Consider the following 25,868-nt stretch of genomic DNA (forward strand, 5'->3'; position numbering starts at 1 on the left):
AGATTCACTAAGCGCTCACTTAGTACAGCAACGACGGTGCATGATGTCAACGGACCAGCACGGCGACGGAGAGACCCCAGCATGATCGACACGCCCATCACCGACCGGGACGACCTCACCGGCATCTTCACCGAGGTCGAATCCGACGTCGCGCGTCGTCTCATCGGCTCGGCCGTGGAGTCCTTCGCCCGTCGCGGCTACCACGCCACCACCACCCGTGACATCTCCGTCGGCGCAGGCCTGAGCCCGGCCGCACTGTACGTGCACTTCAAGTCCAAGGAGGAGGTGCTGTTCGAGGCCAGCCGCATCGGGCACCAGCACGTCCTCGACGCCGTCGTCGCCGCGGCCGCCTCCGCCACCGAGCCGGCCGACCGGATGCGCGCGATCGTGGACGGCTTCGTGCGCACCCACGCCGTGCACCACACCGTCTGCCGGGTGGCGCAGTACGAACTGCACGCCCTCACCCCGGAGCACTACCGGACGATCGCCGCGATCCGCCGCGACACCGACGCCGTGATCCGTGCCGAGATCGAGAACGGCATCGCGGCCGGGGTGTTCACCGTCCGCGACGTGCCGACCACCGCCCTCGCGATCCTGTCCCTCGGCATCGACGTCGCTCGCTGGTACCAGCCGGGCCGTATCGACGTCGACACGCTCGCGGGCAACTACGTCGAGCTCGTCCTCGGCATGCTCGGCGCGGGCACAATGCAGGGGTGACCGAGCCAGCCACCGTCCTCGTCGTCGACGACGACGAGGACGTCCTCGCCTCCCTGCAGCGCGGGCTGCGCCTGTCGGGGTTCGACGTGCTCACCGCCGCGAGCGGCACCCAGGCGCTCGACGTCGTCGCCCGGCACCGCCCCGATGCGATGGTGCTCGACATGAACATGCCGGTCCTCGACGGCACCGGCGTGGTCACCGCCCTGCGCGCCGGCGGTCACGACATCCCGATCTGCGTGCTCAGCGCGCGCAGCACCGTCGACGACCGCATCGCCGGGCTCGAGTGCGGCGCCGACGACTACCTGACGAAGCCGTTCGTGCTCGCCGAGCTCGTCGCGCGGATCCGGGCGATGCTGCGGCGCAGCGTGCCGGGCGCTCCCGGCGCCGGCTCCGTCGTCCGGGTCGGCGGGCTCGAACTCGACACCGCGGGCCGCCGGGTGCGCATCGACGGCAGCGACGTGGAGCTGACCAAGCGCGAGTTCGAACTGCTCGAGGTGCTCGCCCGCAACGCGGGCATCGTCCTGAGCCGCGACCGCCTGCTGACCCTGGTGTGGGGCTACGACTTCGACGCAGACACCAACGTCGTCGACGTGTTCGTCGGCTACCTGCGCCGCAAGCTCGAGGCCGGCGGGCGGCCACGGCTGGTGCACACCGTGCGCGGGGTGGGCTTCGTGTTGCGGGATCAGGCGTGACACACCGTTTCTCGCTGCGTGCACGGGTCGCCGCGGCCACGGCGCTCGGCACCACGCTCGTCGTCGCGGTCCTGGGCGTGCTCGTCGCGCTGGCGATCACCCGGAACAACCTCGCGCAGCTCGACCGCCGCCTCGAGACGGCGACACAGGTGCTGGTCGCCAACGCCGGCACCGCCGGTCTGTTCCTGCCCGCCCTGGGCGACGCCGGCGCCTTCGCCGTCACCATCCGCACCGAGTCCGGGCGGTTGCTCAGCAGCACCCCGACCGAACTGCCGGTCCTCTCCCCCGGCGCCCACACCGTCGACCTCGGCGGCACCGCCTACCGGACGTACACCGCGCCGACCGACCGGGTGCCCTCGCTCCTGTCCGTCGCCGTGCCCTACGCCGAGGCGCAGGACATCACGACCGAGCAGCACCGTCAGCTCGCCGTCGCCGGTGCGATCGCCGTCGCGGTCGCCACGGCCCTCGGCTGGGTGTTCGGCGGGCGGGCCGTGCGTCCCCTGGTGGATCTCACGCGCCGGATCGCGGCCCGCGAACCGACGCTCGCGCCGCGGCGCTCCGGCATCCGCGAGGCCGACGAGCTCGCCGCCGCGGCCGGCGACATGCTCAGCGACGTCGCCCGCGCCCAGGCCGCCACCGACGCCGCCCTCGCCACGGCGCGGGACTTCGCGGCTGCCGCCGCCCACGAGCTGCGGACCCCGCTGACCGCCATGCGCACCGACCTCGAGGTGCTCTCCACCCTGGACGCGACCGGCGACGTCCTGAGCGTCGAGGAGCGCACCCAGATCCTCGCCGACCTCACCCGGACGCAGAGCCGCGTCGAGTCCACTCTCGACGACCTCGAGCGGCTCGCCCGCGGCGACCTGTCCACCTCCCGGGACTTCGTGCCCACCGACCCGGTGGAGATCTGTGACGCCGCGGCCGCCGATGCGATGAGCCGGCATCCCGGCGTGCAGATCGAGGTGGTCGGCGAGACGGGACGCGAGATCCGGGCGCTGCCGAGCGGACTGCGGCTCGTCGTCGACAACGCCGTGGCCAACTCGGTGCGGCACGGCCACGCCCGCCGGATCCGGCTGGCGGTCACCGCCGACGGCACCGACACCGTGCTCACCGTCGACGACGACGGCCGCGGGGTGCCCGCCGACGAGCGCGGCGTGGTGTTCGAGCGGTTCCGCCGGGGCAGCGGCGCCGCCAGGGGCGGCTCCGGGCTGGGGCTGGCGCTGGTGGCGCAGCAGGCGGCGCTGCACGGCGGCGCGGCGCGGCTGGAGGCGAGCCCGCTCGGCGGGGCACGGCTGACGGTGCGGCTCGCCGGATCGGCGGGGTGAACGTTTTCCACCCCTCGGGTCACTACGACGCGGGACGGGGCGGGCGCAGGATCGTAGGCAGCCCCTCCACCGATCCCAGGAGATCCGAATGTCGAAGAGCCGCAAGCTGATCGTCACCGCCGCCCTGATCGTCCTGCCGGTCCTCGGCGGTGCCGGGACCGCAGCCGCGTCCTCGGACCACCGCGACGACCACGACCGCCGCGACCGTCACGACCGCGGTTGCGCCATCACGCATTTCGACAGGAACGGCAACTTCCAGCGCACCGAGTTCCGCAACCACGGCTCCCGGTTCGACGGGCGGATCTGCCGCAGCGACGACCAGTGGCACTTCCTCGACAGCGGCGACATCGCCCCCACCCCCTTCGTCCGGCACTGACTCCCGCGGGAATCCCCCGCATGCGACGGAGCCCCGCATCGCGACAGGCGATGCGGGGCTCCGGCCGTGGGCGGGACCTACTCGGTGCCGAGGAGGTCGATGACGAAGACCAGGGTCTTGCCGCCGAGCGGGTGCCCGGACCCGGCCGGGCCGTAGGCGAGCTGCGGGGGCACCGTCAGCTTGCGGCGACCGCCGATCTTCATGCCGGGGATGCCCTCCTGCCAGCCGGGGATGAGCCGGCCGAGCGGGAACTTGACGGACTCGCCGCGGGCGAACGAGGAGTCGAACACCTCGTTCGTGTCGTACTCGACGCCGTGGTAGTGCACGTCGACGACCGACCCGGGCTGCGCCTCGGGCCCGTCCCCGACGGTGATGTCCTCGATCACGAGCTCGGCGGGAGCCGGGCCGGTCGCCGGCTCGATCTCCGGCACCTCGGGCTTGGCCTCCACCCCGAGCAGATCGATGACGAAGACCAGGGTCTTGCCGGCGAGACGGTGACCCGAGCCGGCCGGGCCGTACGCCATCTCCGGCGGGATCGTCAGCTGCCGGCGGCCACCGACGCGCATGCCGGGGATGCCCTCCTGCCAGCCGGCGATCAGGCCGCTGAGCGGGAAGGTGATGGATTCGCCGCGGCTCCACGACGAATCGAACTCCTCGCCGGAGTCGAACTCGACGCCGACGTAGTGGACCTCGACCTTGGCTCCGGGCGTCGCCTCGGCGCCCTCGCCGACGGTGAGGTCCTTGACGACCAGGCCGGTCGGGGCGGGACCCTCCTGGAACTCGATCTCGGGCTTGCTGCTCATGTATCGGTCTTCCGGTAGGGGACGGGTCAGCGTGCGTCGATGCTGTTGTAGTCGCGCTCGGTGTAACCGGTGTAGATCTGCCGCGGGCGGCCGATCTTCAGCGTCGGGTCGGAGTGCATCTCGCGCCAGTGCGCGATCCAGCCCGGCAGGCGGCCGAGTGCGAACAGCACCGTGAACATGCGGGTCGGGAAGCCCATCGCCCGGTAGATCAGACCGGTGTAGAAGTCGACGTTCGGGTACAGCTTGCGCTCGATGAAGTAGTCGTCGGTGAGCGCAGCCTCCTCGAGGGCCTGCGCGATGTGCAGCAGGTCGTCGTCGCCGCCCAGCTTGGCGAGCAGGCTGTCGGCGGTCTTCTTCACGATCGCCGCACGCGGATCGTAGTTGCGGTAGACGCGGTGTCCGAAGCCCATGAGCTTGACGCCGTCTTCCTTGTTCTTGACCTTGCGGACGAACTCCTTGACGTCGCCCCCGCTGGTCTTGATCTCGTTGAGCATCTCGAGCACGGCCTGGTTGGCGCCACCGTGCAGCGGGCCCCACAGCGCGTTGATGCCGCCGGAGATCGAGGTGAACAGGTTGGCGTCGGAGGAACCGACGAGCCGCACCGTGGAGGTCGAGCAGTTCTGCTCGTGGTCGGCATGCAGGATCAGCAGCATGTCGAGGGCCTGGGCGATCTCGGGATCGACCTGGTACGGCTCCGCCGGGAAGCCGAAGGTCATGCGCAGGAAGTTCTCGACCAGGTTCAGCGAGTTGTCCGGGTACAGGAACGGCTGACCGACGGACTTCTTGTAGGCGTAGGCCGCGATGGTCGGCAGCTTGGCCATCAGCCGGATGGTGGACAGCTCCACCTGCTCCGGGTCGTCGGGATCGAGCGCGTCCTGGTAGTACGCCGACAGGGCGTTGACGGCGCTGGAGACGACGGGCATCGGGTGCGCGTTGCGCGGGAAGCCGTCGAAGAAGCGCTTGAGATCCTCGTGCAGCAGCGTGTGCCGGCGGATCTTGTCGGTGAAGACCTCGAGCTGCTCCGCGGTGGGCAGCTCACCGTAGATCAGCAGGTAGCTGACCTCGATGAACGTGGACTTTTCCGCCAGCTGCTCGATGGGGTATCCGCGGTACCGCAGGATGCCCTTCTCCCCGTCGATGAAGGTGATGGCCGACGTGGTGGAGGCGGTGTTGACGAAACCGGGGTCAAGGGTGGTGTACCCGGTCTCCGCAAGGAGCTTGCCCAGCTCGATGCCGTCGTTGCCTTCCGTCGCCTTGGCGATAGACATTGTGTGCTCGCCACCGGGGTAGCTGAGGGTGGGTCGGGTGTCATTCTCAGCGGGCACGAAGGATCCCTCTCAAGCTCAGATCAACGCGATTCTTCCGAACATTCACGTAGAACCTAGCCCTTGCGCAGGCCATGTGCCCAGGGAGGGTCCGTCGAAGGTCCCGGATCGCGCCGGATCGGCGGTGTGCCACGAGGGCACCGAAACCGTCGGTCGTGCCCCCCGCAACGGCGCTCACCTGCGTCGATATTGCATATCACGTTCCCTGCGCCGTCGCGGTGAGCGCCCGTCGGCGTGTCCGCACCGCCGGTGCACCGGCGGTGCGGGAACCGGTCAGGCGGCCGGCAGGGCGGTCAGGCCCCACCGGCCCGTCCACGTCTCCCCGGGCTGCAGCACGACGAGATCGATGCCGAGATTGAAGGCGTCCGGCGGACACGTCATCGGCTCGAGCGCCAGGGCCCGCCCCCGCCCCGGATATTCGAGCTCGGGGACGGCACCGGCGGTGAACACCTGCAGCCAGGCGAACTCGCGCCCGGCCCACAGTTGCACGCCCCTGCCGTCCGGGCCCCGCAGGTCGTGCCGGGCCCGGCCGTCCACGTCCACGTCCAGCGCGCTGTAGGGGGCCTCGAGCTCGATCCCGCGCAGCGGCCGCGGCGCGGTGAAGTCGAACTCGGTGCCCTCGACCGGCTGGGAGTACGCGTTCGGCAGTCCGCGCCCGGGGTCGAGCGGCAGCCGGGTGCCGGCGGCCAGGCGCAGCGTGCACTCGTCGAGCGGGGCGTCGCCCGCACGCACGTAGGGATGCACCCCGAGCCCGAACGGCGAGTGGTAGCCGCCCACGTTGGTGGCGGTGTGCGTGACGGTGAGCCCGTCGTCGCCCACCTCGTGGGTCGCGGTGAGCCGCAGCTGGTACGGCCACCCCTTGTGCAGCCCCACATCCAGCGCCTGCTCGATGCGAGAATCGTTGTGGGAAACCAGAACCCAGTCTCGATGCCAGGCGAACCCGTGCACCGCGTTGCCGCGTTCGGGTTCGGTGAGCGCGAGCTGATGCTCGATGCCGTCGAAGTAGAAGTGCCCGTCCCGGATGCGGTTCGGCCACGGGGCGAGCACCGTGCCGGAGCGCAGCGGGGGCCGCTCGTTCTCCGGCCAGCTCTCCGTCAGCCGGTACGGCCCGGTCGCCGATTCGTGCTCGAGCACCCGCAGGGCCGCCCCCGAGCTGGAGACCTCCGCGCGGTACCCGCCCCCTCGGATCCGGTAGTTCTTCGGATCGGACATGGGCCCAGTGTCCCGCGGACGGACTCAGCGGGTCAGGGATTCGACGATCACGGCTGTGGCCTCGGCGATCGCGGCGTTGTCGTGCGTGGCGTCCGGCAACCCGGTGACCGAGTCGCTGAGGAGCACGAGCACGAGCGGCGAACCGTCCGGGGACCACAGCACCCCGGCGTCGTTCACGGTGCCGTACCGGCCGGCCCCGGATTTGTCGGCCGCGGTCCAGCCGGCCGGCAGCCCCGCCCGGATGCGCTGCCCGGAGGTGACACTCGCCCGCATCCAGTCCGTCAGGGTCTGCTGTCCCGCCGCGGGCAGGCCGGACCCGAGCAGCAGCTCCCGGTAGCCGCGCGCGAGACCGGACGCGGTGGAGGTGTCGCGCACGTCGCCGGGCTCGGCGCTGTTGAGCTCGGGCTCCCAGCGGTCGAGGGTCGTGGCGGTGTCGCCGAGCGACCGGGCGAAGGCGGTCACGGCGGTGGGCCCGCCCGGCCGCCGCAGCAGGAGGTTGCCGGCGGTGTTGTCGCTGCGGGTCAGGGCGGCGTCGCACAGTTGCGCCAGCGTCAGGGTCCGGCCCTGCGCCTCGGAGGTGACGGGCGAATTCTCGACGATGTCCGCAGGATCGACCGGAACCGTGTCGTCGAGCCGCAGACTGCCCTGCGATTCGAGCCGCAGGATCGCGGCGGCCGCGTACACCTTGAACGTCGAGCACATTGCGAACCGGTCGTCGGCCCGGCGGGCGTACGTCAGCCCGCGCCCCGGATCGTGGGCGAGCACGCCGAGCCGGACCCGGCGACGCTCCTCGAGGTCGGCGAGCACCGCGTCGAGCCGGGCGAACCGAGCGCCGGCCTCCGGCCCCGGCGGCGGCACCGTCGCCTCGGTGCGCGCGCCGCACCGCGGCGTGTCGGTGGCGGGCAAGACCGGCACCGTCGGCGTGATCCGCAACGAGGTCGCCGTCGTCGAGTTCCCGCACGAACAGCCCGTCGCGGTGGCGGTCTTCACCCGGGCCGCGCGCGTGGACCCGGTACTGCCGGTCGTCGACGCCGCGATCGCCGAGGCCGCCCGCATCGCGGTCACCGAGCTGCGTCGTCCGGCGCCGCACGAGTGATTCCCGCGCCTACGATGACCGGATGCGACTGCGCCTCGGCCGCCCGGACCTCGCCGCCTACGCCGACCGGTTCGACGTCCCCGCAGCGACGGCGGCGTCCCGCCCGGCCGTGACGTTCCTCGGCGTTTCCACCCTGCTCGTCGACGACGGCACCGACGCGCTGCTCACCGACGGCTTCTTCACCCGGCCGGGCCTCGGCGCCGTCGCGCTGGGCCGGCTCGCACCCGACCCGGCCCGGATCGACGCGTGCCTGGCCCGCGCCGGCGCGTCCCGGCTCGCGGCCGTGCTGCCCGTCCACAGCCACTTCGATCACGTGCTCGATTCCGCGGTCGTCGCCGAGCGGACGGGTGCGGTACTCGTCGGCGGCGAGTCCACCGCGAACGTCGGGCGCGGGCACGGCCTTCCACCGGAGCGGATCGTCGTCGCCACCCCCGGTGAGCCGCTGCGGTTCGGCGGGTTCACCGTCACGCTCGTCGCGTCGGAGCACTGTCCGCCCGACCGATACCCGGGCACGATCGACGCGCCCGTGGTCCCGCCCGCACGGGCTGCGGCGTATCGGTGCGGCGAGGCGTGGTCGACGTTCGTCGCGCACGCCGACGGCCGTACCCTGCTGATCCAGGGCAGCGCCGGATTCCGGCCCCGGGCGCTGGCCGGCCGGCGCGCCGACGTCGTCTATCTCGGCGTCGGCCAACTCGGCGTGCAGAGCGAGGAGTACATCCGCACCTACTGGGCGGAGACCGTCGGCACGGTCGGCGCGCGGCGGGCGGTGCTCGTGCACTGGGACGACTTCTTCCGCCCGCTCGACCGGCCGCTGCGCGCGCTGCCCTACGCCGGCGACGATCTCGACGTCACCATGCGGGTCCTCGGCGGGCTCGCCGAACGCGACGGCGTACGCCTGCACCTGCCGCAGGTGTGGCGGCGCGAGGATCCCTGGAGGTAACCGATCAGCGGATCGTGCGGTCGACCCGGTACCGCACGAACGCGGGGAAGGCGAGCACGCACACCAGCACACCGACCACGACGAGCACTCCCCCGCCCGCCGCGGCGATCGCGGTGCCCACCAGCGCGGCCGCGCCGCCGTGCAGGACGTCGCCGATGCGGGGTCCGCCGGCGACAACGACGATGAACACGCCCTGTAGCCGGCCGCGCATCTCGTCGGTGGCGACGGACTGCAGCATCGTCGAGCGGAACGCCGCCGAGACCATGTCGACCGCGCCGCCGAACGCCAGGAACGCCAGCGCGATCCACAGCCACACCGCGGTGCCGCCCGGTTCGGCCGCGCCCACCGCGACGCCGAAGCCGATCATCGCCAGGCCCCAGGCGACGATGCACACGATCACTGCCAGGCCCTGCCGGCGCACCCGCGGCAACCACCCCGAGAACACGCCGCCGAGCACCGCGCCGACCGACATCGCCGCGAACAGCAGGCCGAGCGCGAGCCCGCCCTGCGCGGGATCCCCGAACGAATCGTGGGCGATCTGCGGGAACAGTGCCCGCGGCATGCCGAACACCATCGCGACGATGTCGACGACGAACGAGGCGAGCAGGATCTTCTGTGTGGACAGGTAGCGGAACCCGTCGAGCACCTCGCGCAGGCCCGCCCGCCGGGCCTGCCCGGTCGGCGGGATCGGCGGCAGCGCGAGCACCGCCCACAGCGTCGCGAGCAGCGCGACGGTGTCGATCAGGTACAGGGTGGGCAGGCCGAGCACGGGGATCAGGGCGCCCGCGAGCAGCGGCCCGGCGATGGCGCCGAACTGCATCACCGTCATGTTCAACGAATTGGCCGCCGCCAGTTGGCCCTTCGGGATGAGTCGCGGGATCACGGCGCCGCGCGTCGGCTGGTTGACCGCGAAGCAGGCCTGCTGCAGCGACAGCAGCACCAGCACCAGCCACACGTTCCCGAGGCCCGCGGCGGCCTGCGCCCACAGCAGCAGCGACGTCACCCCCATGCCCACGGTGGTGAGCGTGAGCAACCGGCGCCGGTCCATCACGTCGGCCAGGGCCCCGCCCCACAGCCCGAACACCACGAGCGGCACGAGGGCGAACACGCCGGTCAGGCCCACGTACGCGGAGTTGCGGGTGATCTCGTAGATCTGTTGCGGCACGGCGACCACGCTGAGCTGGGCACCGATGACCGTGACGATGCCGGCGGTCCACAACCGGCGGTAGTCGCGATTCTCGAGCGGTGTGGTGTCGGCGAGCAGTCGCCTCACGGCTGCAGACGCTCGGTGATCCACCGCCCGTCGACCAGCCGGGTCCGGACCCGGTTGTGCAGGCGGTTGGGGCGGCCCTGCCAGAACTCGGCCGACTCGGGACGGATCCGCAGCCCACCCCAGTGCGGCGGCACCGGGATCTCGGCGTCCATGCCGTAGCGCTCCGCGACCTCGATGAGGGCGTGCTCGAGCGCGGCCCGCGACTCGATCGGCCGGGACTGCTGCGACGCCCACGCGCCGAGTCGGGAGCCGCGGGGCCGGGAGTGCCAGTACTCGGTGGTCTCGTGCTCGCCGACCCGCTCGACGGGTCCGCGCACGGTGACCTGGCGGAAGATCGGGACCCAGGTGAACGTGGCCGACGCGTAGGGCGTCGCGGCGAGCTGCCGGCCCTTGTCGGAGTCGTAGTTGGTGAAGAAGGTGACCCCGTCCGCGTCGACGCCCTTGCACAGCACGGTGCGGGTGACGGGCCGCCCGTGCTCGTCGACGGTGCCGAGCACCATCGCGTTCGGCTCGGGCAGCCCGGCCGCGGCGGCGTCGACGAGCCAGCGGCGCAGCAGCGGCAGCCACCCGTCGGCGAGCCACTCGGGCTCGAGATCCTCGTCGGCGGCGGAGGCGCCCTGCGGGCCGGCGGGGGTGTAGTCGACACGCATCGAGGCCAGGTCGGCGTGCTCGGCCGCACCCGGAGGCAGTCCCTCGGCGCTCTCGGCGCCGGGCTGTGGATCGGTGGACACGATGCTCGACGCTACTCCTGGGTATCCCATCGCTGAGCGTCCAGTCCGGGGGACTACAGTCGCACCGACGAACGGAGTGGGGCGCCGATCACATCCGCCGAGTCCCGCTTCACCGGCAGTGCTGCCCGGACCGGGTTGCACCGAACGAGGAGAGCCCAACCGTCATGGCATCGCGCGCGTCTGTACCCGAGGATTTCGTCGCCGGCCTCGAAGGCGTGGTCGCCTTCACCAGTGATATCGCCGAACCCGACAAGGACGGCGGTTCGCTGCGCTACCGCGGCGTCGACATCGAGGACCTCGTCACGCGCGGGGTGACGTTCGGGGACGTGTGGGCGCTGCTGGTCGACGGGAAGTTCGGCCAGGGCCTGCCCCCGGCCGAGCCGTTCCCGCTGCCGATCCACACCGGCGACGTCCGCGTCGACGTCCAGGCCGGCCTGGCGATGCTCGCCCCGATCTGGGGCTTCGAGCCGCTCCTCGACATCGACGACGCCACCGCCCGCGAGAATCTCGCCCGCGCCGCCGTGATGGCACTGTCCTACGTCGCGCAGTCCGCGCGCGGCATCTACCAGCCCGCCGTGCCGCAGAAGCGCATCGACGAGGCCGCGACCGTCACCGAGCGGTTCATGGTGCGGTGGAAGGGTGAGCCCGACCCGGCGCACGTCGCCGCGATCGACGCGTACTGGGTCTCGGCGGCCGAGCACGGCATGAACGCCTCCACCTTCACCGCCCGCGTCATCGCCTCCACCGGCGCCGACGTCGCCGCCGCGCTGTCCGGTGCGGTCGGCGCGATGTCCGGCCCGCTGCACGGCGGCGCCCCCGCCCGCGTGCTGCCGATGATCGAGGAGACCGAGCGCACCGGCGATGCCCGCGCGCTGGTCAAGGGCATCCTCGACCGCAAGGACAAGCTGATGGGCTTCGGCCACCGCGTCTACCGCGCCGAGGACCCGCGGGCGCGGGTGCTGCGCGACACCGCCAAGCGGCTGAACGCCCCGCGCTACGAGGTCGCCGCGGCGCTCGAACAGGCCGCCCTCGCCGAGCTGCGCGAGCGTCGCCCCGATCGCGCCATCGAGACCAACGTCGAGTTCTGGGCCGCGGTGATCCTCGACTTCGCCGAGGTCCCGGCCGCGATGATGCCGGCGATGTTCACCTGCGGCCGCACCGCCGGCTGGTGCGCGCACATCCTCGAGCAGAAGCGCCTGGGCAAGCTGGTGCGCCCGGCCGCGATCTACACCGGCCCGGACCCGCGCAGCCCCGAGAGCGTCGAGGGCTGGGACTCCATCACCCACAACTGACCCGCGAGCCGGGCGGACGGCCCCTGCGCCGGGCGCCCGTCCGTCCGGCCGCCCGACGGGGGCCGTCTAGACTACCGGTGCACTCGTTCCTCGACGTTTAGGACACGCATACCGATGGCTGACGCTACACCGATCATTCCCGCCGACCTCAAGCCCGCAGACGGCCGCTTCGGCTGCGGCCCCTCCAAGGTTCGCCCCGAGCAGCTGCAGTCCCTGGTCGAGGTCGGTGCCTCGGTGTTCGGTACCAGCCACCGGCAGAAGCCCGTCAAGGACGTCGTCGCCCGCATCCGCTCGGGTCTGCGCGAGCTGTTCTCCCTGCCCGACGGTTACGAGGTGGTGCTGGGCAACGGCGGCACCACCGCGTTCTGGGACGCGGCCGCGTTCGGCCTGATCCGCGAGAAGTCGCAGCACTTCACCTACGGCGAGTTCTCGTCGAAGTTCGCCACGGTCGCCAAGAAGAACCCGTTGATCGGTGACCCGATCGTCGTGGACAGCGCGCCGGGCACCGCACCGGAGATCGTCGCCGACGGCTCGGCCGACCTCATCGGCTGGGCCCACAACGAGACCTCGACCGGTGTCGCGGTGCCCGTCACCCGCCCGGCCGGCTCCGGGAACGCCCTCATCGCCATCGACGCGACGTCCGGTGCCGGCGGTCTGCCCGTCGCCGCGGAGGACTTCGACGTCTACTACTTCGCGCCGCAGAAGTGCTTCGCCGCCGACGGCGGCCTGTGGATCGCGCTGATGAGCCCGGCCGCGCTCGAGCGGGTGGACGAGATCAAGGCCTCGGGCCGCTTCACCCCCGAGTTCCTGTCGCTGCCGATCGCCGTCGACAACAGCACCAAGGATCAGACGTACAACACCCCGGCGGTGGGCACGCTGCTGCTGCTGGCCGACCAGATCGAATGGATGAACGGCAACGGCGGCCTGGAGTGGACCACCGCCCGCACCAAGGACTCGTCGTCGCGGCTGTACGAGTGGGCCGAGGCCTCCGAGTACGCCACCCCGTTCGTCGCCGATCCGGCGCTGCGCTCGCAGGTGGTCGGCACCGTCGACTTCGCCGACTCGGTGGATGCCGCGAAGGTCGCAAAGATCCTGCGCGCCAACGGGATCGTCGACACCGAGCCGTACCGCAAGCTGGGCCGCAACCAGCTGCGCATCGGCATGTTCCCGGCCATCGACCCCGAGGACGTCACCCAGCTGACCAAGTGCGTCGACTGGGTGGTCTCGCAGATGTAGGGCGGTAGCGCAACCGTTCGGGGCGGGGTCGGATCCGGGTCGGGTCCGGCCCCGCTCGCCGTCTCGCACACCTCCCAAACTCTCGACGAGTAGTAGAGACTTTCGGGGAAACCTTGGACAATAGCGCCACGTCGACGGATTCGTGCCACAGGGTCCCCCGGCGTGTCGGCGTGTCCTGCTCCGCAGGGGTCACGAGTCCGTTACAGTCGGGCGGGTCAATCGCGATTCCCCGCGAGGAGGTCATGGTGCGAGAGCTTCGAGTGGTCGGCCTCGAGCCCGACGGAACGCACGTCGTGCTTGCCGATCCCGAAAACGGCGACAGATTCCGCATCCCGATCGACGACACGCTCCGCGCCGCCTCCCGCGGTGACCTCGCCCGCCTCGGGCAGATCCAGATCGAGACCACCAGCCAGCTGCGCCCCCGCGAGATCCAGGCCCGCATCCGCTCCGGCGCGTCCGTCGAGCAGGTCGCCGAGGAGGCCGGGATCCCGCTCGCGAAGGTGGAGCGGTTCGCCTACCCGGTGCTGCTCGAACGCTCCCGCGCGGCCGAGATGGCCCAGCAGGGACATCCGGTGCGCCCGGACGGCCCGGCCGTGCACACCCTCGCCGAGATCGTCGCCCAGGCGTTCCGGGCGCGAGGGCACAGCATCGACGCCGCCACGTGGGACGCGTGGCGCGACGACGAGGGCCACTGGGTGGCTCAGCTGCAGTGGGCCGCCGGCCGGTCCACCAACACCGCGCACTGGCGCTACCAGCCCGATGCGCACGGCGGCACGATCCTCCCGCTCGACGACACCGCCACCGAGCTGATCGACCCGGACTGCGGGCGGCCGCTGCGCTGCCTCACGCCGGTGTACACGGCGCGCGACGTCGACGACAGCGGAGACAACGACGGGCCCGACCGGGAGGACGTCGTCGCCGAGGCGATCACCCTCGATCCGCCGCCCGCGGTGATCGACGCGGAGGTCGAGGAGGTCCGGCCCATGGCGTCGAGCCTGCCCGAGCCCGACGCGGAGGAGGACCGGCCGAAGCTGGCGCCGCAGCAGAGCCCGGGCAAGGACAAGCGGGGCAAGCCCGCCCTCCCCTCGTGGGACGACGTGCTGCTCGGCGTGCGCAGCAACGGGCGCGTCTGAGGTTCGGGCCCACCGATGGTGGCGGCGGCCGTGTCGACCATCTGGTACGTCGACGCCCCCGACCCCGGTGCGGTGCTGCGCGCCGCGCGGGCCGACCGGAAGACGGCCCACGCACTCGTCGGGCGGCTGCACCCCGGGATGTCGTCCGAGCCGCTGGACCGGGTGCCGCTCGCGCAGGCCGCGGCCGGTGACCCCGGCCGGGTCTACGTGGGCAGCTTCCCCGGGGTGACGGTGGTGTGCAGCCCGGACCTCGCGGCCACGCGTCCGTCGCAGCTACCCGAAAGCTGGAGGCGCACCGTCGCTTCCGAAAACACCTACCTCGTCGTGTCGGACCCCACCGGGGCCCGCGGCGCCGTCGGGGCCTGGCGGCGCGGCATGCTGCGACGGGCGTTCGACGCCACGCCCGTCGACATCGCCGAGGACGACGGCCTGCCGTTCGTGTGGGAGCGGCCGTGCTGGGGTGGGGAGTTCCCCATCCGCTGGCCGCTGGACGTGCTGCCCGATCCGCAGGCGCTGCCGTTCCACCCCCGCCGGTTCGCCGAGGCCGCCAACTCCGCGTGGCTCGGGTTCCGCTACACGGGCCGCGCCGGCGGCGAGCTCGACCCCCACGAGATCGAGGTGTGGGGCTTCGAGGTGTACCGCGAGGGCGAGCGACCGCCCACCGCACGCGACGAGCCGGCCCGCCCGCCCGCGCGACGGTGGTGGTGGCCGCGACGGACCTCCGCACGCGGTCGCGCGCTGTCCGGTCACCCGCACGCCGAATAGCCAGCCGGTCCGTCCGGTGTCGCGCGCGGCTGCGGAGCCGCTCAGAACGTCGTCACGCCGAGCAGCACGATCCAGCCGACCGGAACTCCGGCCGCGACACCTGCGACGATCCACCGCCACAGCGGCACCCGCCGCCACCACCACAGGGTCGGGGCGATCCCGGCCGCGGCGACGAGGTTGACGATCACCGCGAGCAGGGGGTGCACGCGCCCGAGCTCGAGCCCGAACGCGACGATCGTGACGACGGTGACGACGAGGGCGAAGCCCGTCAGCGTCAGCCCCGTCGACCACGGCGTCGACGGGGCGCGCAGGGGTGCGATCACCGCGGGAGCCGTACCCGCTCGTAGAACGCCATCGCCGCGGCCGTGGCGACGTTGAGCGAGTCGGTGCCCGGCGCCATCGGAATGCGTGCCCGCACGTCCGTCGCGCGCATCGCGTGCTCGGTCAGCCCCGGGCCCTCGGCGCCGAGGAGCAGGGCGACCTTCTCCCCCGTCATGGCCTCGGCCAGCGGCACGGCCTCGGGATTCGGCGTGAGCGAGATGAGCTGGAAGTCCCGCGCCCGCAACCGGTCCAGGTCGTACGGCCACCGCTCGACGTGGGCGAACGGAACCCGCAGCACGTGCCCCATCGACACCCGCACCGCCCGCCGGTACAGCGGGTCGGCGCAGCCCTTGCCGAACAGGACGGCATCGACGCCCAGGCCGGCGGCGTTGCGGAACATCGAGCCGAGGTTCTCGTGGTCGTTCACGCCCTCGAGCACCGCGACGGTGGTGGCCTTCTCGAGGACGTCGTCGAGGTCGAGCGCCGGCGGCCGGTGCGCCGCGGCGAGTACCCCGCGGTTGAGATGGAAGCCGACGACCTCGGCCATCACCTCGGCCGAGGTGCGGTAGAACGGCACGTCGACGTCGCGCAGGTCGTCGGCGAGTTCACCGAGACGGCGATCCACCCCGAGCAGGCCGCCCGGCGCGAACCGCGAATCGAGCATCCGCTGCACGACGAGCACGCCCTCCGCGATCACCAGGCCCTTGCCCGCGGGCAGGTCCGGCCGGCGATCCGACGAGTTGAGGTCTCGGAAGTCGTCCAGCCGGGGGTCGGCGGGATCCAAGATGTCGATGACGTGAACCACGCCGTCGATTCTCCCAGGTCGCACCGGAGTCTCGTCGGCGGGTTCTCGCTCCGCGCTACCCCGTGCCGTCCGGGCGCAGACTCGTCCCTACGGGCCCGGACCGGCTCACTCCGCTTCGCTGACCAGCTTGTTGATGATGCCCACGGCGTCCTGCAACGTGGCGAGGTGGTCCTCGTCCAGCGTGGCCAGCCGTTCGGTCAGCCACGCCTCGCGGGCCTGCTGCTCGTCGACCAGCAGTGCCAGGCCCGCATCCGAGAGCGAGACGATGACCTGCCGGCCGTCCGTGGGATGCGGAGTCCGCTCGACGAGCCCGAGCTCGTCGAGCGATGCGATCACCCGCGTCATGGACGGCGGCTGAACCTTCTCGCGCGCGGCCAGCGCGCCGGGGGTCATCGCTCCCTCCTGCCTCAGCGTGGTCATTGCCGACAGCTGAGTCAGGGAAACCCGGGAATCGGAGCGCCGCCCCCGCAAATGGCGCGTCAGGCGCACAACTGCCAACGAGAGGTCGCCGGCGAGCGTGCGATGTTCCGATGTCATGGCGTGCACAATACGGGACCGACCGGACACATCGCGCCGTGTGTCAGGTGAGCAGTTCGGTGATCGGGTCCACCGCGAAGTAGGCGACGAACAAGCCCGCCACCACCCACAGCAGCGGGTGCACCGCCCGCGCCTTCCCGGCCGCCGCGTGCAGGACCACCCACGTGATGAAGCCGACGCCGATCCCGTTGGCGATCGAGTACGTGAACGGCATGACGACGATCGTGAGGAACGCCGGCAACGCGACGGCGAACTGCGTGAAGTCGATGTCGCGGACCTGCCCGATCATCAGGGCACCCACCACCACGAGGGCCGGGGCGGCGGCCTCGACGGGCACCATCTCGTAGAGCGGGGTGAGGAACATCGCGGCGAGGAACAGCACGCCGGTCACCACGTTCGCCAGGCCGGTGCGCGCACCCTCGGCGATGCCGGAGGCGGACTCGACGAACACCGTGTTCGACGACGCGGATCCCACGCCGCCGGCGATGGCCCCGGTGCCCTCGACGACGAGGGCACGGCCGATACCGGGCAGGTTGCCGTCCTTGTCGGCGAGACCGGCCTCCTTACCGAGGCCGGTCATCGTGCCCATCGCGTCGAAGAAGTTGGCGAGGACGAGGGTGAACACGAGCAGCGTCGCGGCGATCACGCCGATCCGGGTGAACGCGCCGAAGAGGTCGACGTTGCCCACCAGGCTCAGATCCGGCACGCCGGCCACCGTGTCCGGCACCTCCGGCGTGCTCAGATTCCAGCCCTTCGGGTTGGTGCCCTGCGACGGCCCGACCCCGGCGACCGCCTCGACGATCGCGGCGACCACCGTGGTCACGACGATGCCGATCAGCAGCCCGCCGGGCACCCGGCGCACGATGAGCACACCCATGAGCAGCACACCGAACACGAACACGGCGGTCGGCCACGACGCGATCGAGCCGTCGATGCCCAGCCCGACGGGGACGGTGGTGCCGGCCGCGTCCGGCAGGCGGCGCACGAATCCGGCGTCGACCATGCCGATCAGGGCGATGAACGCACCGATGCCGGCCGCGATGGCCGCCTTCAGCTCGGGCGGGATCGCGTTGAACACGGCGGTGCGGAAGCCGGTGAGGGCGAGGACCACGATGATGATGCCGTCGATCACCACGAGGCCCATCGCTTCGGGCCAGGTGACCTGGGGTGCGATGGTGACCGCCAGCAGGGTGTTGATACCCAGGCCGGCCGCGATGGCGAACGGATAGTTGGCGACGACGCCGAAGACGATGCTCATCAGTCCGGCCACCAGCGCGGTGACGGCGGCGACCTGGTTGATGGGCAGAATGTTGCCGAGCACGTCGACCTTGGCCGAGGCGTCGTCCGGGGAGAAGCTGCCCAGGATCAGCGGATTGAGCACCACGATGTAGGCCATCGCGACGAACGTGACGACGCCGCCGCGCACCTCCCGCGAGACCGTCGATCCCCGTTCGGTGATCTTGAAGTAGGTGTCGAGGAACGAGGTGCCGACCGCCGTGCCGGACTTCCGCTCTGAGGATTGGGCCATATCGACTTCCGCTCTGGGATGGGGGCTGCGTCGCAACGGGAGATTATTGCAATCGGGCTGGACTAGCCTGAAATCGTGAACGACGCGCAAACGGTTGCCGAGCGGATACGGCGCCTCGCCGATCCCCGTCCCGCGCTGGCGATCGGCACGGCACTGTGGACGGTGGCGACGATCGTCGTACTTGCCACGGGCGACCGGTGGCCGGCCGCCCTGCCCGTGTGCGTAGCGGGAATCATCGTGGGGCTCTTGGGATTCGCCGTCTACCTCGTGCAGCGCCGGGCCGCCCGGCTGGGTCGGCGCGGCGCGCAGGTCGGACTGGACTGACGAGCGGGTCCCACGCCGCCCGGCCCCACGGCCGCGGTCACAGCCGGGCCCGCACCCGCGTGATCAACCCCACCCACAGCAGCGCCCACAACGACCCCAGCAGCCACCCGGCGACGACGTCGGTCAGCCAGTGGGCCGCGAGATAGACCCGCGAGAGCCCGACCGCGAGCGTGTAGGCGCCCAGGGCGCAGTACGCCACGAGCGCCCGGCGGCTGCCGGGCGGCGACTGCCGGGCGATCACGACGGCGAGCACCGTCGCCAGCATCGCGGTCATCATGGCGTGCCCGGAGGGGAACGAGTGGGTGGTCAGCTCGACGAGGCGCGCGGGCTGCGGCGGGCGCTCCCGCCCGAACTGCAGCTTGAGCAGGCTCATCAACGGCCAGCCCGTCAGGATCGTCGCGGACAGGAGCAGCGCATCGTCGCGACGGCCCGCGCGCAGCATGAGCATCGTCAGCGCCGTCGTGACCACGGCGACGGCGACGGTACCGCCGGTGTGGGTGACGGCGGTGACGACGGCGGTCAGCGCGGGTTCGCGGAGCTCCACCACGCCGTCGAGGGTCGTCGTGTCGATGCTCATCGTGGCTCCGGCGGCGAGAGCGCCGCGACGGCGGCGGCCAGTCCCGGGCCGGTGCAGTGCGTCGTACCGCTCTCGTCGACCCACCACGAGACGTCGCGCTCGCCGGTGACCGCGCCGGAGCAGCGCACGGTCAGTCGCTCGTGCACGACGAGGGGTCCGCGCGGCAACGGCCGCTGCGCGACGGCCGCCGCGAGCACCGCGGCGGGCTCGTTCCGCCACCCGGTCGCGCGGCCCGGGCCGGTGACGTGTCCGGACACCTCGGCCGAGGCGAGGGCGACGTCGAGGAGGTCGGCGAGGACCGCTGCGGTCGGCAGGGCGCCGAGCACGAGCCGGTCGGCGGGCACCACGGCGGCGAGCCACGGCCGGTCCAGCACCAGCGCGTCCGCCGCGTCGACGATCGACCCGGCGAGGCTGCGGACGGCGTCGGGCAGGTGCAGGGCGTCGAGGTCGAGCATGCCGGCGGCACTCGCCGCGGCCAGGGCGGCGTGGGCGCGGGCGGTGACGGCCGGGGCGGGGGTGCGGTCGGGGTCGGCGAGGCGGTCGAGAAGCAGCGCGGCCGTCTCCGTGCTCTCGACGCCCGTCGCGGCCAGGCACGGCCGCAGACGGTCCGCGTCCGGGTGCGGGCAGGGGTCGAGCAGACCGGCGAATGCCTCGTCGTCGGGGGCGCGCAGGTGCCCGAGGGTCCGGCCGCCCAGCGACGCGTAGGTGCGCAGCCACCAGGCGGTGTAGCCGCGCCGGTCGCCGAGGGCCGCAGCCGTGCCGGGTTCGGCGACGAGGAGCGACAGGGCCCGATCCCAGCGGGCGTCGTCGACGAGGTCGAGGTCGCGCACCGCCACGAGCGACTCGGGATCCTCGTCGAGGGTTCCCCACCACTGCTCCTCGTCGGGCAGGTCGTGATCGGGACCGGTGGGCAGCTCGGCACGCAGCACCGTGAAACCCCATCCGACGCCGACGGCCCGCAGCGCCTCGGCGTCGTACTGCTCCGCCACCTGCGGATCGAGGATGGCGAAGGGCGCGTCCTCGACCAGCACATCCGCGAGGGGCGCCCCCGGCAGCAACAGCTCGTCGGCGGGCACGAGTTCGCCGTCGGCATCGGGCAGGAGCAGCGCCCCCAGCTCCCGGGGCACCGCTTCGGCCGGTACCTGCGCCGCCAGCCGGAGCACGACCTCGGCGAGCTCGGCCGTCGCCTCGTGGTCGTCGACGTCGACGTCCTCGACCGCCGCGAGCAGCGCCGGGTCCGCGAGCAGATCCACCGCCGTGACCGTGCCGGCGCCGAGCCGGGTGAGCAGGGGATGCGCGGCGTCGGGGTGCACGAGGCGCACCCACGGCATGCGCAGATGCCCGACGTCCGTGCCCAGCACGGCGGTCCGCGGCCCGGTGACGGTGCGGCCGTCCGACAGCGGCACCGGGATCGCGGCGAGTTCCTCGGCCACCACCGAGTCGACGACCAGCGGGGTGAGCGCCTCGTACAGCCGGTACCACCACGCAGGCTCGCGCTCGACCCCGGCGAGCAGCTCGGCGATCCGCGCCGGCCCGAGGCGGTGCACGTCGACGGCGCCGAGCGCCGCAGCGTACCGCGGCCCGCACAGATCGGGCCGGATCAGGCCGGGCACGACGTCGGCGAGGACGGCGGCGAGCTCGTCGGTGAGACCGGTCAGCGCGGTGGCCCGGTCCGGGACCAGATCGTCGCCACCGCCGGCCGGGGGCAGCCACGGATGCGCGCGCAACTCCTGCAGCACGGCCTCACGCAGCAGCGCGTCGACCTCGCTGCGCGCGAAGCCGGGAACCGGAACCATCGCCGGCCGCTGCCGCGGCGGCAGCGCCGCGACGAAGCCGGCGTAGCCGCGCGCGAGGCCGGCCACCGGGGCGCCGGGGAGCAGGCGGCGCCGGTCGGGCTGCATCGGCACGTCGGCGATCACCAGCGCGGGCAACGAGAGTTCCTCGTCGGAGCGGGTGGGAGCCCGCAGCACGTCCTGCGGCACCGGCACCGCCACCCCGTCCACGACGGGAACGAGCCAGCGGGCGTGGGGCCCGGCGTACTCCCACCAGGTCCGCTCGCCGACGGCGACGACGCGCAGTCCGGACTCGGCTTCGGTGCAGGTGCGGGTGAGCTCGCGGCCGCCCACCGTGACGGCGGCCAGTGCGGGCAGCTCGAGGAGCAGGTCGACGGCCTCCGCGGCGAACCCGTCGAGCAGCGTCTCCGCGTCGATCCCGGGACGCAGCCGCAGCACCACCTCGGTGTCCCAGCCGGGCGCCGGCGGCATGGACGCGGGCCACGCGAGACGCAGCACCGGGATGCCGGACTCCGGGGCGGGCACGCCGCGGTCGGCCAGCGCGTCCCGGGTGTGCGCGGCGGAGAAGCGGATCGAGCCGGACCGCGAACGGATCTCGATGTCCTCGCTCACCGCGGCCGCGGCGGTGAAGCCGACCCCGAACCGGCCGACCCCGCCGGTCTTGCTCGACGCCCGCAGCGCCGTCAGCGCCTGCACGCCGGCTTCGTCGAGCGGCGCGCCGGTGTTCGCGACGTGCAGGTCGTCGCCGTCGCGCCACAGGCACAGCGCGCCCGGCACGCCCGCGCGCGCGGCCGCGTCGGCGGCGTTCTGCGCGAGTTCGGTGAGCACCCGGTCCCGGTAGCCGGCCCGGACGAGATCGGCCTCGGTGGCGGCATCCTCCCGCAGCCGCGTCGGGGACGACGCCCAGGCCAGCAGGGTGCCCTCGCGCAGCGCCGCGGTCCCGAAGGGGTCGGCGGGGTCGGGGCGCGGCATCCTCAGTCGGTCTGTTCCGGCGGCGCGACCGCGGCCGGCTCGGCAGTCGTGTCCTCGGTGCTCTCGGTGTTCTCGGTGCTCTCGGTGCTCTCGGTGCTCTCCGTGTCCCCGGCGCTCCCGGACCCGGTCTCCTCCGAGGCCTCCGGGACCGTGCCTTCCGCGTCCGCCGGGGCGTGCGCCTCCGCACCCGCCTCGGCCGGCGGCAGGGCGACGACCTCCACAGCGGAGTCGTCGTACGCCTCGTGGACCGGGGAGCCCGCGCCGGTCGGCAGGGTGGTGTCCGAGTGGGCGCCGCACCCGTACGCCGAGTGCACCACGTGGCCGTCGGCGGCGAACTCGTTGCCGCACACCCCGAACGCTGCCCGCAGGGAACCCGCGAGGGGAAGGTAGAACCCGCACAGCCGACACGTCGAGGGCGCGGCCTTGGCCATCTCCGAGTCGGGGCCGTAGTCGCCGTCGTACCAGCGCTGGGCTGCCTCGAGGCGGCCCTCGAGGCTCATGACCTGCGTGCGGCCGAGGCCGATCTCGAGGGCCGTCTCGTCGATCTCGGGGTCGCCGGTGGCGACGTAGCCGGGCACGAGGCGCGGATCCCCCGCCGGGGGCGCGAGCAGGTCGCCGGGACCGAGGTCGCCGGGCCGGATCCGCTCGTTCCACGGCACCCACCGCGGCGCGACGAGCGCGTCCGGTCCGGGCAGCAGCGCCAGCTCGCTCACCGTCACCCGGTCCGAGCCGGGTGCGGCGGCGACGACGACGGCCCACTGCCAGCCCCGGTACCCGGGCAGTTCCGCGGCGAACCGGTGGGTGGCAGCGCAGTCGTCCTCGGCCGCGACGCCGAGGTACGCGCCGACGCCGGTCTCGCCCGCGTCCAGCAGCGCGGCCCGCGCGACGTCGACGGCGTCGGCCAGCAGAGGCTGCACGAGCTGTTCGGTAGAGGCGGACGCGGAGCCGGACGCAACTGAGGAAGGCACACCACTCACGGACCCCATTCTGCCGCACGGAACCGCCACCGCGACCCTCGGCTGCCATCATGTGGGCATGCGCCGCCGTCCGCTCTCCGTCGCGGCCGCGGTCGCCGCCTGCGTCGCGGCAGCCGCGTGCGATTCCGCCCCGGCGGATCCGGGTCCGCCGCCCGAGCGCCTGCGGGCCGAGGTCGTGGCCGTGCATCCGCACGATCCCGCCGCGTTCACGCAGGGCCTCGAGGTGTCCGGCGACGAGTTGCTCGAGGGCACCGGCCTGTCCGGCCGGTCGTGGATCGCGGCGCGGTCGCTGGCCACCGGCGCCGAACGGGTCCGGGTGCCGGTGCCGGACGGCATGTTCGGCGAGGGCATCACCGTCGCCGGCACCACGGTGTGGCAGCTGACGTGGCGTGACGGGGTCGCGGTCGCCCGCGACCGGGACACCCTGGCCGAACGCGGCCGCGCCGGCTACGACGGGGAGGGCTGGGGGTTGTGCGCCCAGGACGACCGGCTGGTGATGAGCGACGGCACCGCGGAGCTGACGTTCCGGCACCCCGGGACCTTCGCGGAGACGGGCCGGGTGACGGTCCTGCGCGAGGGCCGCGCCGTCACCCGCCTCAACGAACTCGAATGCACCGACGACGGTGCCGTGTACGCCAACGTGTGGAAGACCGACGAGATCCTGCGCATCGACCCGGACGAGGGCCGGGTGACCGCCGTGGTGGACGCCGGGGCGCTGCGCGAGCAGCTCACCGACGGGCAGCGCGAGCGTATCGACGTGCTCAACGGAATCGCGCACCTGCCCGGTACCGATCGCTTCCTCGTCACCGGCAAGTACTGGCCGTCGGTGTTCGAGGTGCGGTTCGTGCCGTGATCGCGCCGCAGGTGGGGCACGCCACCGAACACCGATCCGCCCGGTGCGACAGAATTGTGCCGTGACCGATTCGGACGAGGAACGCGCACACGACGACGCGGGCCGTGGCGCCGACGTCGGCGGTCGTCCCCGCCGGTCGGCCCGGGCCCCGCACCCCGGCAACGGCAACTATCCGCCGCCGCGGCGCACGTCTGCGCGACGTACCCCCCTGCCGCCGCTGCACCCGGTCGAGGACGCCCGCAGGTACCGGGGCGACGACTTCTCCCGCGAGGAGCGCGCCGGCGCCCCGCGGGCCCCACGGATGCCGCGGAAACTGACGGTCACCCGCGTCGCGGCGCTGCGCAGCCGTGAGCTCACGAGCAAGGGCATCGCGACGTTCCGCCGGGCCGCCACCGCGGACGGTGCGGACCGCTCGGGCCTCACGGCCCTGACCTACGCGACGATGGCGAACTTCGCGAGCGACGCGGCGGTCGCCGTGGCCCTGGCCAACACCCTGTTCTTCTCGGCGGCCACGGGCGAGGACAAGACCAAGGTCGCCCTGTATCTGCTCATCACGATCGCCCCGTTCGCGGTGATCGCCCCGCTGATCGGTCCGTTGCTCGACCGGTTGCAGCACGGTCGCCGGCTGGCGCTGGCCACGTCGTTCGCCGCGCGCACCGTGCTCGCCGTGGTGCTGGTGTTCAACTTCGACAGCTGGGGGCTGTACCCCGCCGCGCTGGCGATGATGGTGCTGTCCAAATCGTTCGCGGTGCTCAAATCGGCGGTGACGCCGCGGGTGCTGCCGCCCGAGATCGATCTGGTCCGGGTGAACTCCCGGCTCACGGTGTTCGGCCTGGTGGGCGGCACGATGGGCGCCGGGGCCGTCGCCGCCGCCGCGGCCTGGCTGTTCGGATCGTCCGGCGCACTGTGGCTGTGCGCCGTCATCACGGCGTTCGGCGCGTACCTGAGCATGCGGATCCCGTCGTGGGTCGAGGTCACCGAGGGCGAGGTGCCGGCCACGCTGTCGTATCACGGCGCCGAGGCCCGCACCGAGGTCACCGGGACCCGCACCGAAGTGATTGCGACGCCCGCGCGCGCCGGCGGCGCGAAGAGCCGTCGGCAGCCGCTGGGGCGGGCCGTGCTCACCGGTTTGTGGGGCAACGGCACGATCCGGGTGCTGACCGGCTTCCTGACCTTGTTCATCGCGTTCGTCGCCAAGTCGAAGACCGAGCACGAGCCCCTGGTCCAGGCGGGGATGCTGGGTCTGGTCGGCGCGGCCGCCGCCATCGGCAACTTCACCGGCAACGCGACCGGCGCGCGGCTCACGCTGGGCCGTCCCGCGCTGATCGTGGTGCGGTGCACCGCGGCCGTGACGGTGATGGCGGCGCTGGCCGCCGCGACCGGCAACCTGATCACGGCGGCCCTCGTGGCGCTGGTGGGATCCTGCGCGAGCGCGCTGGCGAAGGTGTCGCTGGACGCGTCGCTGCAGCAGGACCTGCCGGAGGAGTCCATCGCGTCCGGGTTCGGTCGCTCGGAGACGGTGCTGCAGCTGAGCTGGGTGTTCGGCGGGGCCCTGGGGGTCCTGCTGCCGACCGAGTACTGGCTCGGGTTCACCGTGGTCACCGTCGTGCTGGCCCTCGGTCTGACGCAGACGATCCTCACCTACCGTGGAGGCACCGTCGTTCCGGGCTTCGGTGGCAAACGCCCGGAACACGCCACCCAGGAGACCACCGGTCGCATCCCGCGGCCAGGCGGACGTACGACGAGAAACGGAACGTGATGAGACTGCAGCCCCGGACGAAGAAGACGATCGCGATCCTGGTGATCGTGGCGCTGGTCGCGATCGGCGGGCTCACCGCGGTCGTGGTCTCCCTCGTCCGTTCCGCACCGCCGAGCGTGCCCACGGTGACGGCGTACGCGCAGGGCCGTACGGTCACGGTCGAGCCCGGCCTGTGCAGCGCCGACGGCACGTGCGCCGGCCTCGAGGCCGTGATGCTCGAGGTGCCGGCGGGCCGGCCGCTGCAGCTGTCGTTGCCGTCGGAGATCACCGACTCGGACTGGCGGCTGAACGTCACCTACGGTGATCCCCGCACCGGCGAGATCTTCGAGGGGTTCCGCGACTACACGCCCGGTCAGGCCCGGGCCGTGACGGTGCCGTCCGACCCCGGCGCGCAGTTGCTGAATGTGGTGCTGCAGCTTCCCGCCACCGGGGAGCAGGCGCCGGTGTGGGCGATCCAGACGTTCTGACCCCCGTCCGGCATGCGAGAGGGGCCCTCCGGGTGCTGT

The 25,868-nt window shown here is 72.7% G+C and carries 26 protein-coding genes and 2 pseudogenes; 14 read left to right on the forward strand and 14 right to left on the reverse strand.

The window, feature by feature from the left end:
• Positions 1-81 precede the first annotated feature (81 nt).
• The 4 genes from A4U64_RS18315 (at position 82) to A4U64_RS18330 (ending at position 3,110) form a co-directional block, all read left to right on the forward strand.
• Positions 82-717, forward strand: a complete 636-nt coding sequence (locus tag A4U64_RS18315) for a TetR/AcrR family transcriptional regulator (RefSeq protein ID WP_006936086.1) — start codon at positions 82-84, stop codon at positions 715-717.
• Positions 714-1,409, forward strand: coding sequence for a response regulator transcription factor (locus tag A4U64_RS18320; RefSeq protein ID WP_006936087.1), 696 nt, complete (start codon positions 714-716; stop codon positions 1,407-1,409). The genes A4U64_RS18315 and A4U64_RS18320 overlap by 4 nt, the downstream gene beginning before the upstream one ends.
• Complete coding sequence (locus A4U64_RS18325) at positions 1,406-2,734, forward strand: sensor histidine kinase (RefSeq protein WP_065922931.1); 1,329 nt, start codon at positions 1,406-1,408, stop codon at positions 2,732-2,734. Before A4U64_RS18320 ends, A4U64_RS18325 begins: the two co-directional genes overlap by 4 nt.
• 88 nt (positions 2,735-2,822) lie before the next feature.
• On the forward strand, positions 2,823-3,110 hold the full coding sequence (locus tag A4U64_RS18330) for a hypothetical protein (protein WP_065922932.1): 288 nt from the start codon (positions 2,823-2,825) through the stop codon (positions 3,108-3,110).
• A gap of 77 nt (positions 3,111-3,187) precedes the next feature.
• Here the strand turns inward: A4U64_RS18330 and A4U64_RS28860 are convergent, their stop codons facing one another.
• The 5 genes and pseudogenes from A4U64_RS28860 to bla all read right to left on the reverse strand — a co-directional run bounded on the left by A4U64_RS28860 (position 3,188) and on the right by bla (position 7,365).
• Positions 3,188-3,541 (reverse strand): FKBP-type peptidyl-prolyl cis-trans isomerase, encoded by a 354-nt coding sequence (locus A4U64_RS28860; RefSeq protein ID WP_373566478.1) that lies wholly within the window; start codon positions 3,539-3,541, stop codon positions 3,188-3,190.
• Positions 3,542-3,562: 21 nt separating this feature from the next.
• Positions 3,563-3,913, reverse strand: a pseudogene (locus A4U64_RS28865) (FKBP-type peptidyl-prolyl cis-trans isomerase); the annotation flags it as partial.
• 26 nt (positions 3,914-3,939) lie between these two features.
• Positions 3,940-5,238: a citrate synthase gene (locus A4U64_RS18340; RefSeq protein ID WP_084648665.1), complete on the reverse strand. Its 1,299-nt coding sequence runs from the start codon at positions 5,236-5,238 to the stop codon at positions 3,940-3,942.
• A gap of 273 nt (positions 5,239-5,511) precedes the next feature.
• A complete protein-coding gene (locus tag A4U64_RS18345) occupies positions 5,512-6,450 on the reverse strand; it encodes an aldose 1-epimerase family protein (RefSeq protein WP_065922934.1) in 939 nt (312 codons plus the stop codon).
• 24 nt (positions 6,451-6,474) lie between these two features.
• Positions 6,475-7,365 carry a class A beta-lactamase gene (gene bla, locus A4U64_RS18350; RefSeq protein ID WP_373566464.1) on the reverse strand — a complete coding sequence of 297 codons (891 nt, stop codon included), beginning with the start codon at positions 7,363-7,365 and terminating at the stop codon, positions 6,475-6,477.
• Here bla and A4U64_RS27820 point away from each other — a divergent pair.
• A pseudogene (locus A4U64_RS27820) lies at positions 7,328-7,546 on the forward strand (serine hydrolase); the annotation flags it as partial. The gene bla and the pseudogene A4U64_RS27820 sit on opposite strands and share 38 nt — an antisense overlap.
• A gap of 22 nt (positions 7,547-7,568) precedes the next feature.
• Positions 7,569-8,486 carry an MBL fold metallo-hydrolase gene (locus A4U64_RS18355; protein WP_006936116.1) on the forward strand — a complete coding sequence of 306 codons (918 nt, stop codon included), beginning with the start codon at positions 7,569-7,571 and terminating at the stop codon, positions 8,484-8,486.
• Between the two features lie 4 nt (positions 8,487-8,490).
• Here the strand turns inward: A4U64_RS18355 and A4U64_RS18360 are convergent, their stop codons facing one another.
• The gene (locus A4U64_RS18360; RefSeq protein WP_006936119.1) at positions 8,491-9,759 is read right to left on the reverse strand and encodes an MFS transporter; all 1,269 of its coding nucleotides are present in this window, start codon (positions 9,757-9,759) and stop codon (positions 8,491-8,493) included.
• A complete protein-coding gene (gene pdxH, locus A4U64_RS18365) occupies positions 9,756-10,409 on the reverse strand; it encodes a pyridoxamine 5'-phosphate oxidase (RefSeq protein ID WP_065923526.1) in 654 nt (217 codons plus the stop codon). The genes A4U64_RS18360 and pdxH overlap by 4 nt, the downstream gene beginning before the upstream one ends.
• A 245-nt stretch (positions 10,410-10,654) precedes the next feature.
• On the opposite strand from pdxH, the gene A4U64_RS18370 reads away from it, so the two are divergent.
• The 4 genes from A4U64_RS18370 to A4U64_RS18385 all read left to right on the forward strand — a co-directional run bounded on the left by A4U64_RS18370 (position 10,655) and on the right by A4U64_RS18385 (position 14,916).
• Positions 10,655-11,782 (forward strand): citrate synthase 2, encoded by a 1,128-nt coding sequence (locus A4U64_RS18370; protein ID WP_006936122.1) that lies wholly within the window; start codon positions 10,655-10,657, stop codon positions 11,780-11,782.
• A 114-nt stretch (positions 11,783-11,896) separates the two neighbouring features.
• Entirely contained in the window at positions 11,897-13,018 is a 1,122-nt protein-coding gene (gene serC / locus A4U64_RS18375; protein ID WP_029541824.1) for a phosphoserine transaminase, read from the forward strand.
• 245 nt (positions 13,019-13,263) lie between these two features.
• Complete coding sequence (gene sepH / locus A4U64_RS18380; protein WP_006936128.1) at positions 13,264-14,151, forward strand: septation protein SepH; 888 nt, start codon at positions 13,264-13,266, stop codon at positions 14,149-14,151.
• Positions 14,152-14,166: 15 nt separating this feature from the next.
• On the forward strand, positions 14,167-14,916 hold the full coding sequence (locus A4U64_RS18385; protein ID WP_065922936.1) for a DUF6928 family protein: 750 nt from the start codon (positions 14,167-14,169) through the stop codon (positions 14,914-14,916).
• A 41-nt stretch (positions 14,917-14,957) separates the two neighbouring features.
• On the opposite strand, the gene A4U64_RS18390 is transcribed toward A4U64_RS18385, so the two are convergent.
• The 4 genes from A4U64_RS18390 to A4U64_RS18405 form a co-directional block, all read right to left on the reverse strand.
• Positions 14,958-15,239 carry a DUF2537 domain-containing protein gene (locus A4U64_RS18390; protein WP_065922937.1) on the reverse strand — a complete coding sequence of 94 codons (282 nt, stop codon included), beginning with the start codon at positions 15,237-15,239 and terminating at the stop codon, positions 14,958-14,960.
• Positions 15,236-16,042: a TrmH family RNA methyltransferase gene (locus A4U64_RS18395; protein ID WP_065922938.1), complete on the reverse strand. Its 807-nt coding sequence runs from the start codon at positions 16,040-16,042 to the stop codon at positions 15,236-15,238. Before A4U64_RS18395 ends, A4U64_RS18390 begins: the two co-directional genes overlap by 4 nt.
• Positions 16,043-16,147: 105 nt before the next feature.
• A complete protein-coding gene (locus A4U64_RS18400) occupies positions 16,148-16,579 on the reverse strand; it encodes a MarR family winged helix-turn-helix transcriptional regulator (RefSeq protein WP_029541818.1) in 432 nt (143 codons plus the stop codon).
• 43 nt (positions 16,580-16,622) lie between these two features.
• A complete protein-coding gene (locus tag A4U64_RS18405) occupies positions 16,623-18,107 on the reverse strand; it encodes an NCS2 family permease (RefSeq protein ID WP_006936143.1) in 1,485 nt (494 codons plus the stop codon).
• A 75-nt stretch (positions 18,108-18,182) separates the two neighbouring features.
• On the opposite strand from A4U64_RS18405, the gene A4U64_RS18410 reads away from it, so the two are divergent.
• A complete protein-coding gene (locus A4U64_RS18410; RefSeq protein WP_065922939.1) occupies positions 18,183-18,431 on the forward strand; it encodes a DUF2530 domain-containing protein in 249 nt (82 codons plus the stop codon).
• A 37-nt stretch (positions 18,432-18,468) separates the two neighbouring features.
• On the opposite strand, the gene A4U64_RS18415 is transcribed toward A4U64_RS18410, so the two are convergent.
• Genes A4U64_RS18415 through A4U64_RS18425 form a run of 3 tightly spaced genes read right to left on the reverse strand, consistent with a single transcriptional unit; the run spans position 18,469 to position 22,759 of the window.
• Entirely contained in the window at positions 18,469-19,008 is a 540-nt protein-coding gene (locus A4U64_RS18415; protein WP_006936149.1) for a phosphatase PAP2 family protein, read from the reverse strand.
• Entirely contained in the window at positions 19,005-21,773 is a 2,769-nt protein-coding gene (locus A4U64_RS18420) for a sacsin N-terminal ATP-binding-like domain-containing protein (protein WP_065922940.1), read from the reverse strand. Before A4U64_RS18420 ends, A4U64_RS18415 begins: the two co-directional genes overlap by 4 nt.
• A gap of 2 nt (positions 21,774-21,775) precedes the next feature.
• The gene (locus A4U64_RS18425; RefSeq protein ID WP_065922941.1) at positions 21,776-22,759 is read right to left on the reverse strand and encodes a DUF3027 domain-containing protein; all 984 of its coding nucleotides are present in this window, start codon (positions 22,757-22,759) and stop codon (positions 21,776-21,778) included.
• 49 nt (positions 22,760-22,808) lie between these two features.
• Here A4U64_RS18425 and A4U64_RS18430 point away from each other — a divergent pair, with 49 nt between their 5' ends.
• The 3 genes from A4U64_RS18430 to A4U64_RS18440 all read left to right on the forward strand — a co-directional run bounded on the left by A4U64_RS18430 (position 22,809) and on the right by A4U64_RS18440 (position 25,829).
• Positions 22,809-23,603, forward strand: a complete 795-nt coding sequence (locus A4U64_RS18430) for a glutaminyl-peptide cyclotransferase (RefSeq protein WP_065923527.1) — start codon at positions 22,809-22,811, stop codon at positions 23,601-23,603.
• A gap of 61 nt (positions 23,604-23,664) precedes the next feature.
• On the forward strand, positions 23,665-25,362 hold the full coding sequence (locus A4U64_RS18435; protein ID WP_029541807.1) for an MFS transporter: 1,698 nt from the start codon (positions 23,665-23,667) through the stop codon (positions 25,360-25,362).
• The gene (locus A4U64_RS18440; RefSeq protein ID WP_006936161.1) at positions 25,362-25,829 is read left to right on the forward strand and encodes a DUF2771 family protein; all 468 of its coding nucleotides are present in this window, start codon (positions 25,362-25,364) and stop codon (positions 25,827-25,829) included. Before A4U64_RS18435 ends, A4U64_RS18440 begins: the two co-directional genes overlap by 1 nt.
• The last annotated feature ends 39 nt before the right edge of the window (positions 25,830-25,868 follow it).

Origin of the sequence: Rhodococcus sp. WB1 (genome assembly GCF_001700945.1) — a bacterium.
GTDB lineage: Bacteria > Actinomycetota > Actinomycetes > Mycobacteriales > Mycobacteriaceae > Rhodococcus > Rhodococcus aetherivorans.

Bases quoted from the DNA above. Each gene is read 5' to 3' on its own strand.
- A4U64_RS18315 (WP_006936086.1), top strand. From the start codon at position 82: ATGATCGACACGCCCATCACCGACCGGGACGACCTCACCGGCATCTTC.
- A4U64_RS18330 (WP_065922932.1), top strand. From the start codon at position 2,823: ATGTCGAAGAGCCGCAAGCTGATCGTCACCGCCGCCCTGATCGTCCTG.
- A4U64_RS18345 (WP_065922934.1), bottom strand. From the start codon at position 6,450: ATGTCCGATCCGAAGAACTACCGGATCCGAGGGGGCGGGTACCGCGCG.
- A4U64_RS18355 (WP_006936116.1), top strand. From the start codon at position 7,569: ATGCGACTGCGCCTCGGCCGCCCGGACCTCGCCGCCTACGCCGACCGG.
- pdxH (WP_065923526.1), bottom strand. From the start codon at position 10,409: ATGCGTGTCGACTACACCCCCGCCGGCCCGCAGGGCGCCTCCGCCGCC.
- A4U64_RS18370 (WP_006936122.1), top strand. From the start codon at position 10,655: ATGGCATCGCGCGCGTCTGTACCCGAGGATTTCGTCGCCGGCCTCGAA.
- serC (WP_029541824.1), top strand. From the start codon at position 11,897: ATGGCTGACGCTACACCGATCATTCCCGCCGACCTCAAGCCCGCAGAC.
- A4U64_RS18385 (WP_065922936.1), top strand. From the start codon at position 14,167: ATGGTGGCGGCGGCCGTGTCGACCATCTGGTACGTCGACGCCCCCGAC.
- A4U64_RS18400 (WP_029541818.1), bottom strand. From the start codon at position 16,579: ATGACATCGGAACATCGCACGCTCGCCGGCGACCTCTCGTTGGCAGTT.
- A4U64_RS18405 (WP_006936143.1), bottom strand. From the start codon at position 18,107: ATGGCCCAATCCTCAGAGCGGAAGTCCGGCACGGCGGTCGGCACCTCG.
- A4U64_RS18415 (WP_006936149.1), bottom strand. From the start codon at position 19,008: ATGAGCATCGACACGACGACCCTCGACGGCGTGGTGGAGCTCCGCGAA.
- A4U64_RS18420 (WP_065922940.1), bottom strand. From the start codon at position 21,773: ATGCCGCGCCCCGACCCCGCCGACCCCTTCGGGACCGCGGCGCTGCGC.
- A4U64_RS18425 (WP_065922941.1), bottom strand. From the start codon at position 22,759: ATGGGGTCCGTGAGTGGTGTGCCTTCCTCAGTTGCGTCCGGCTCCGCG.
- A4U64_RS18430 (WP_065923527.1), top strand. From the start codon at position 22,809: ATGCGCCGCCGTCCGCTCTCCGTCGCGGCCGCGGTCGCCGCCTGCGTC.
- A4U64_RS18440 (WP_006936161.1), top strand. From the start codon at position 25,362: ATGAGACTGCAGCCCCGGACGAAGAAGACGATCGCGATCCTGGTGATC.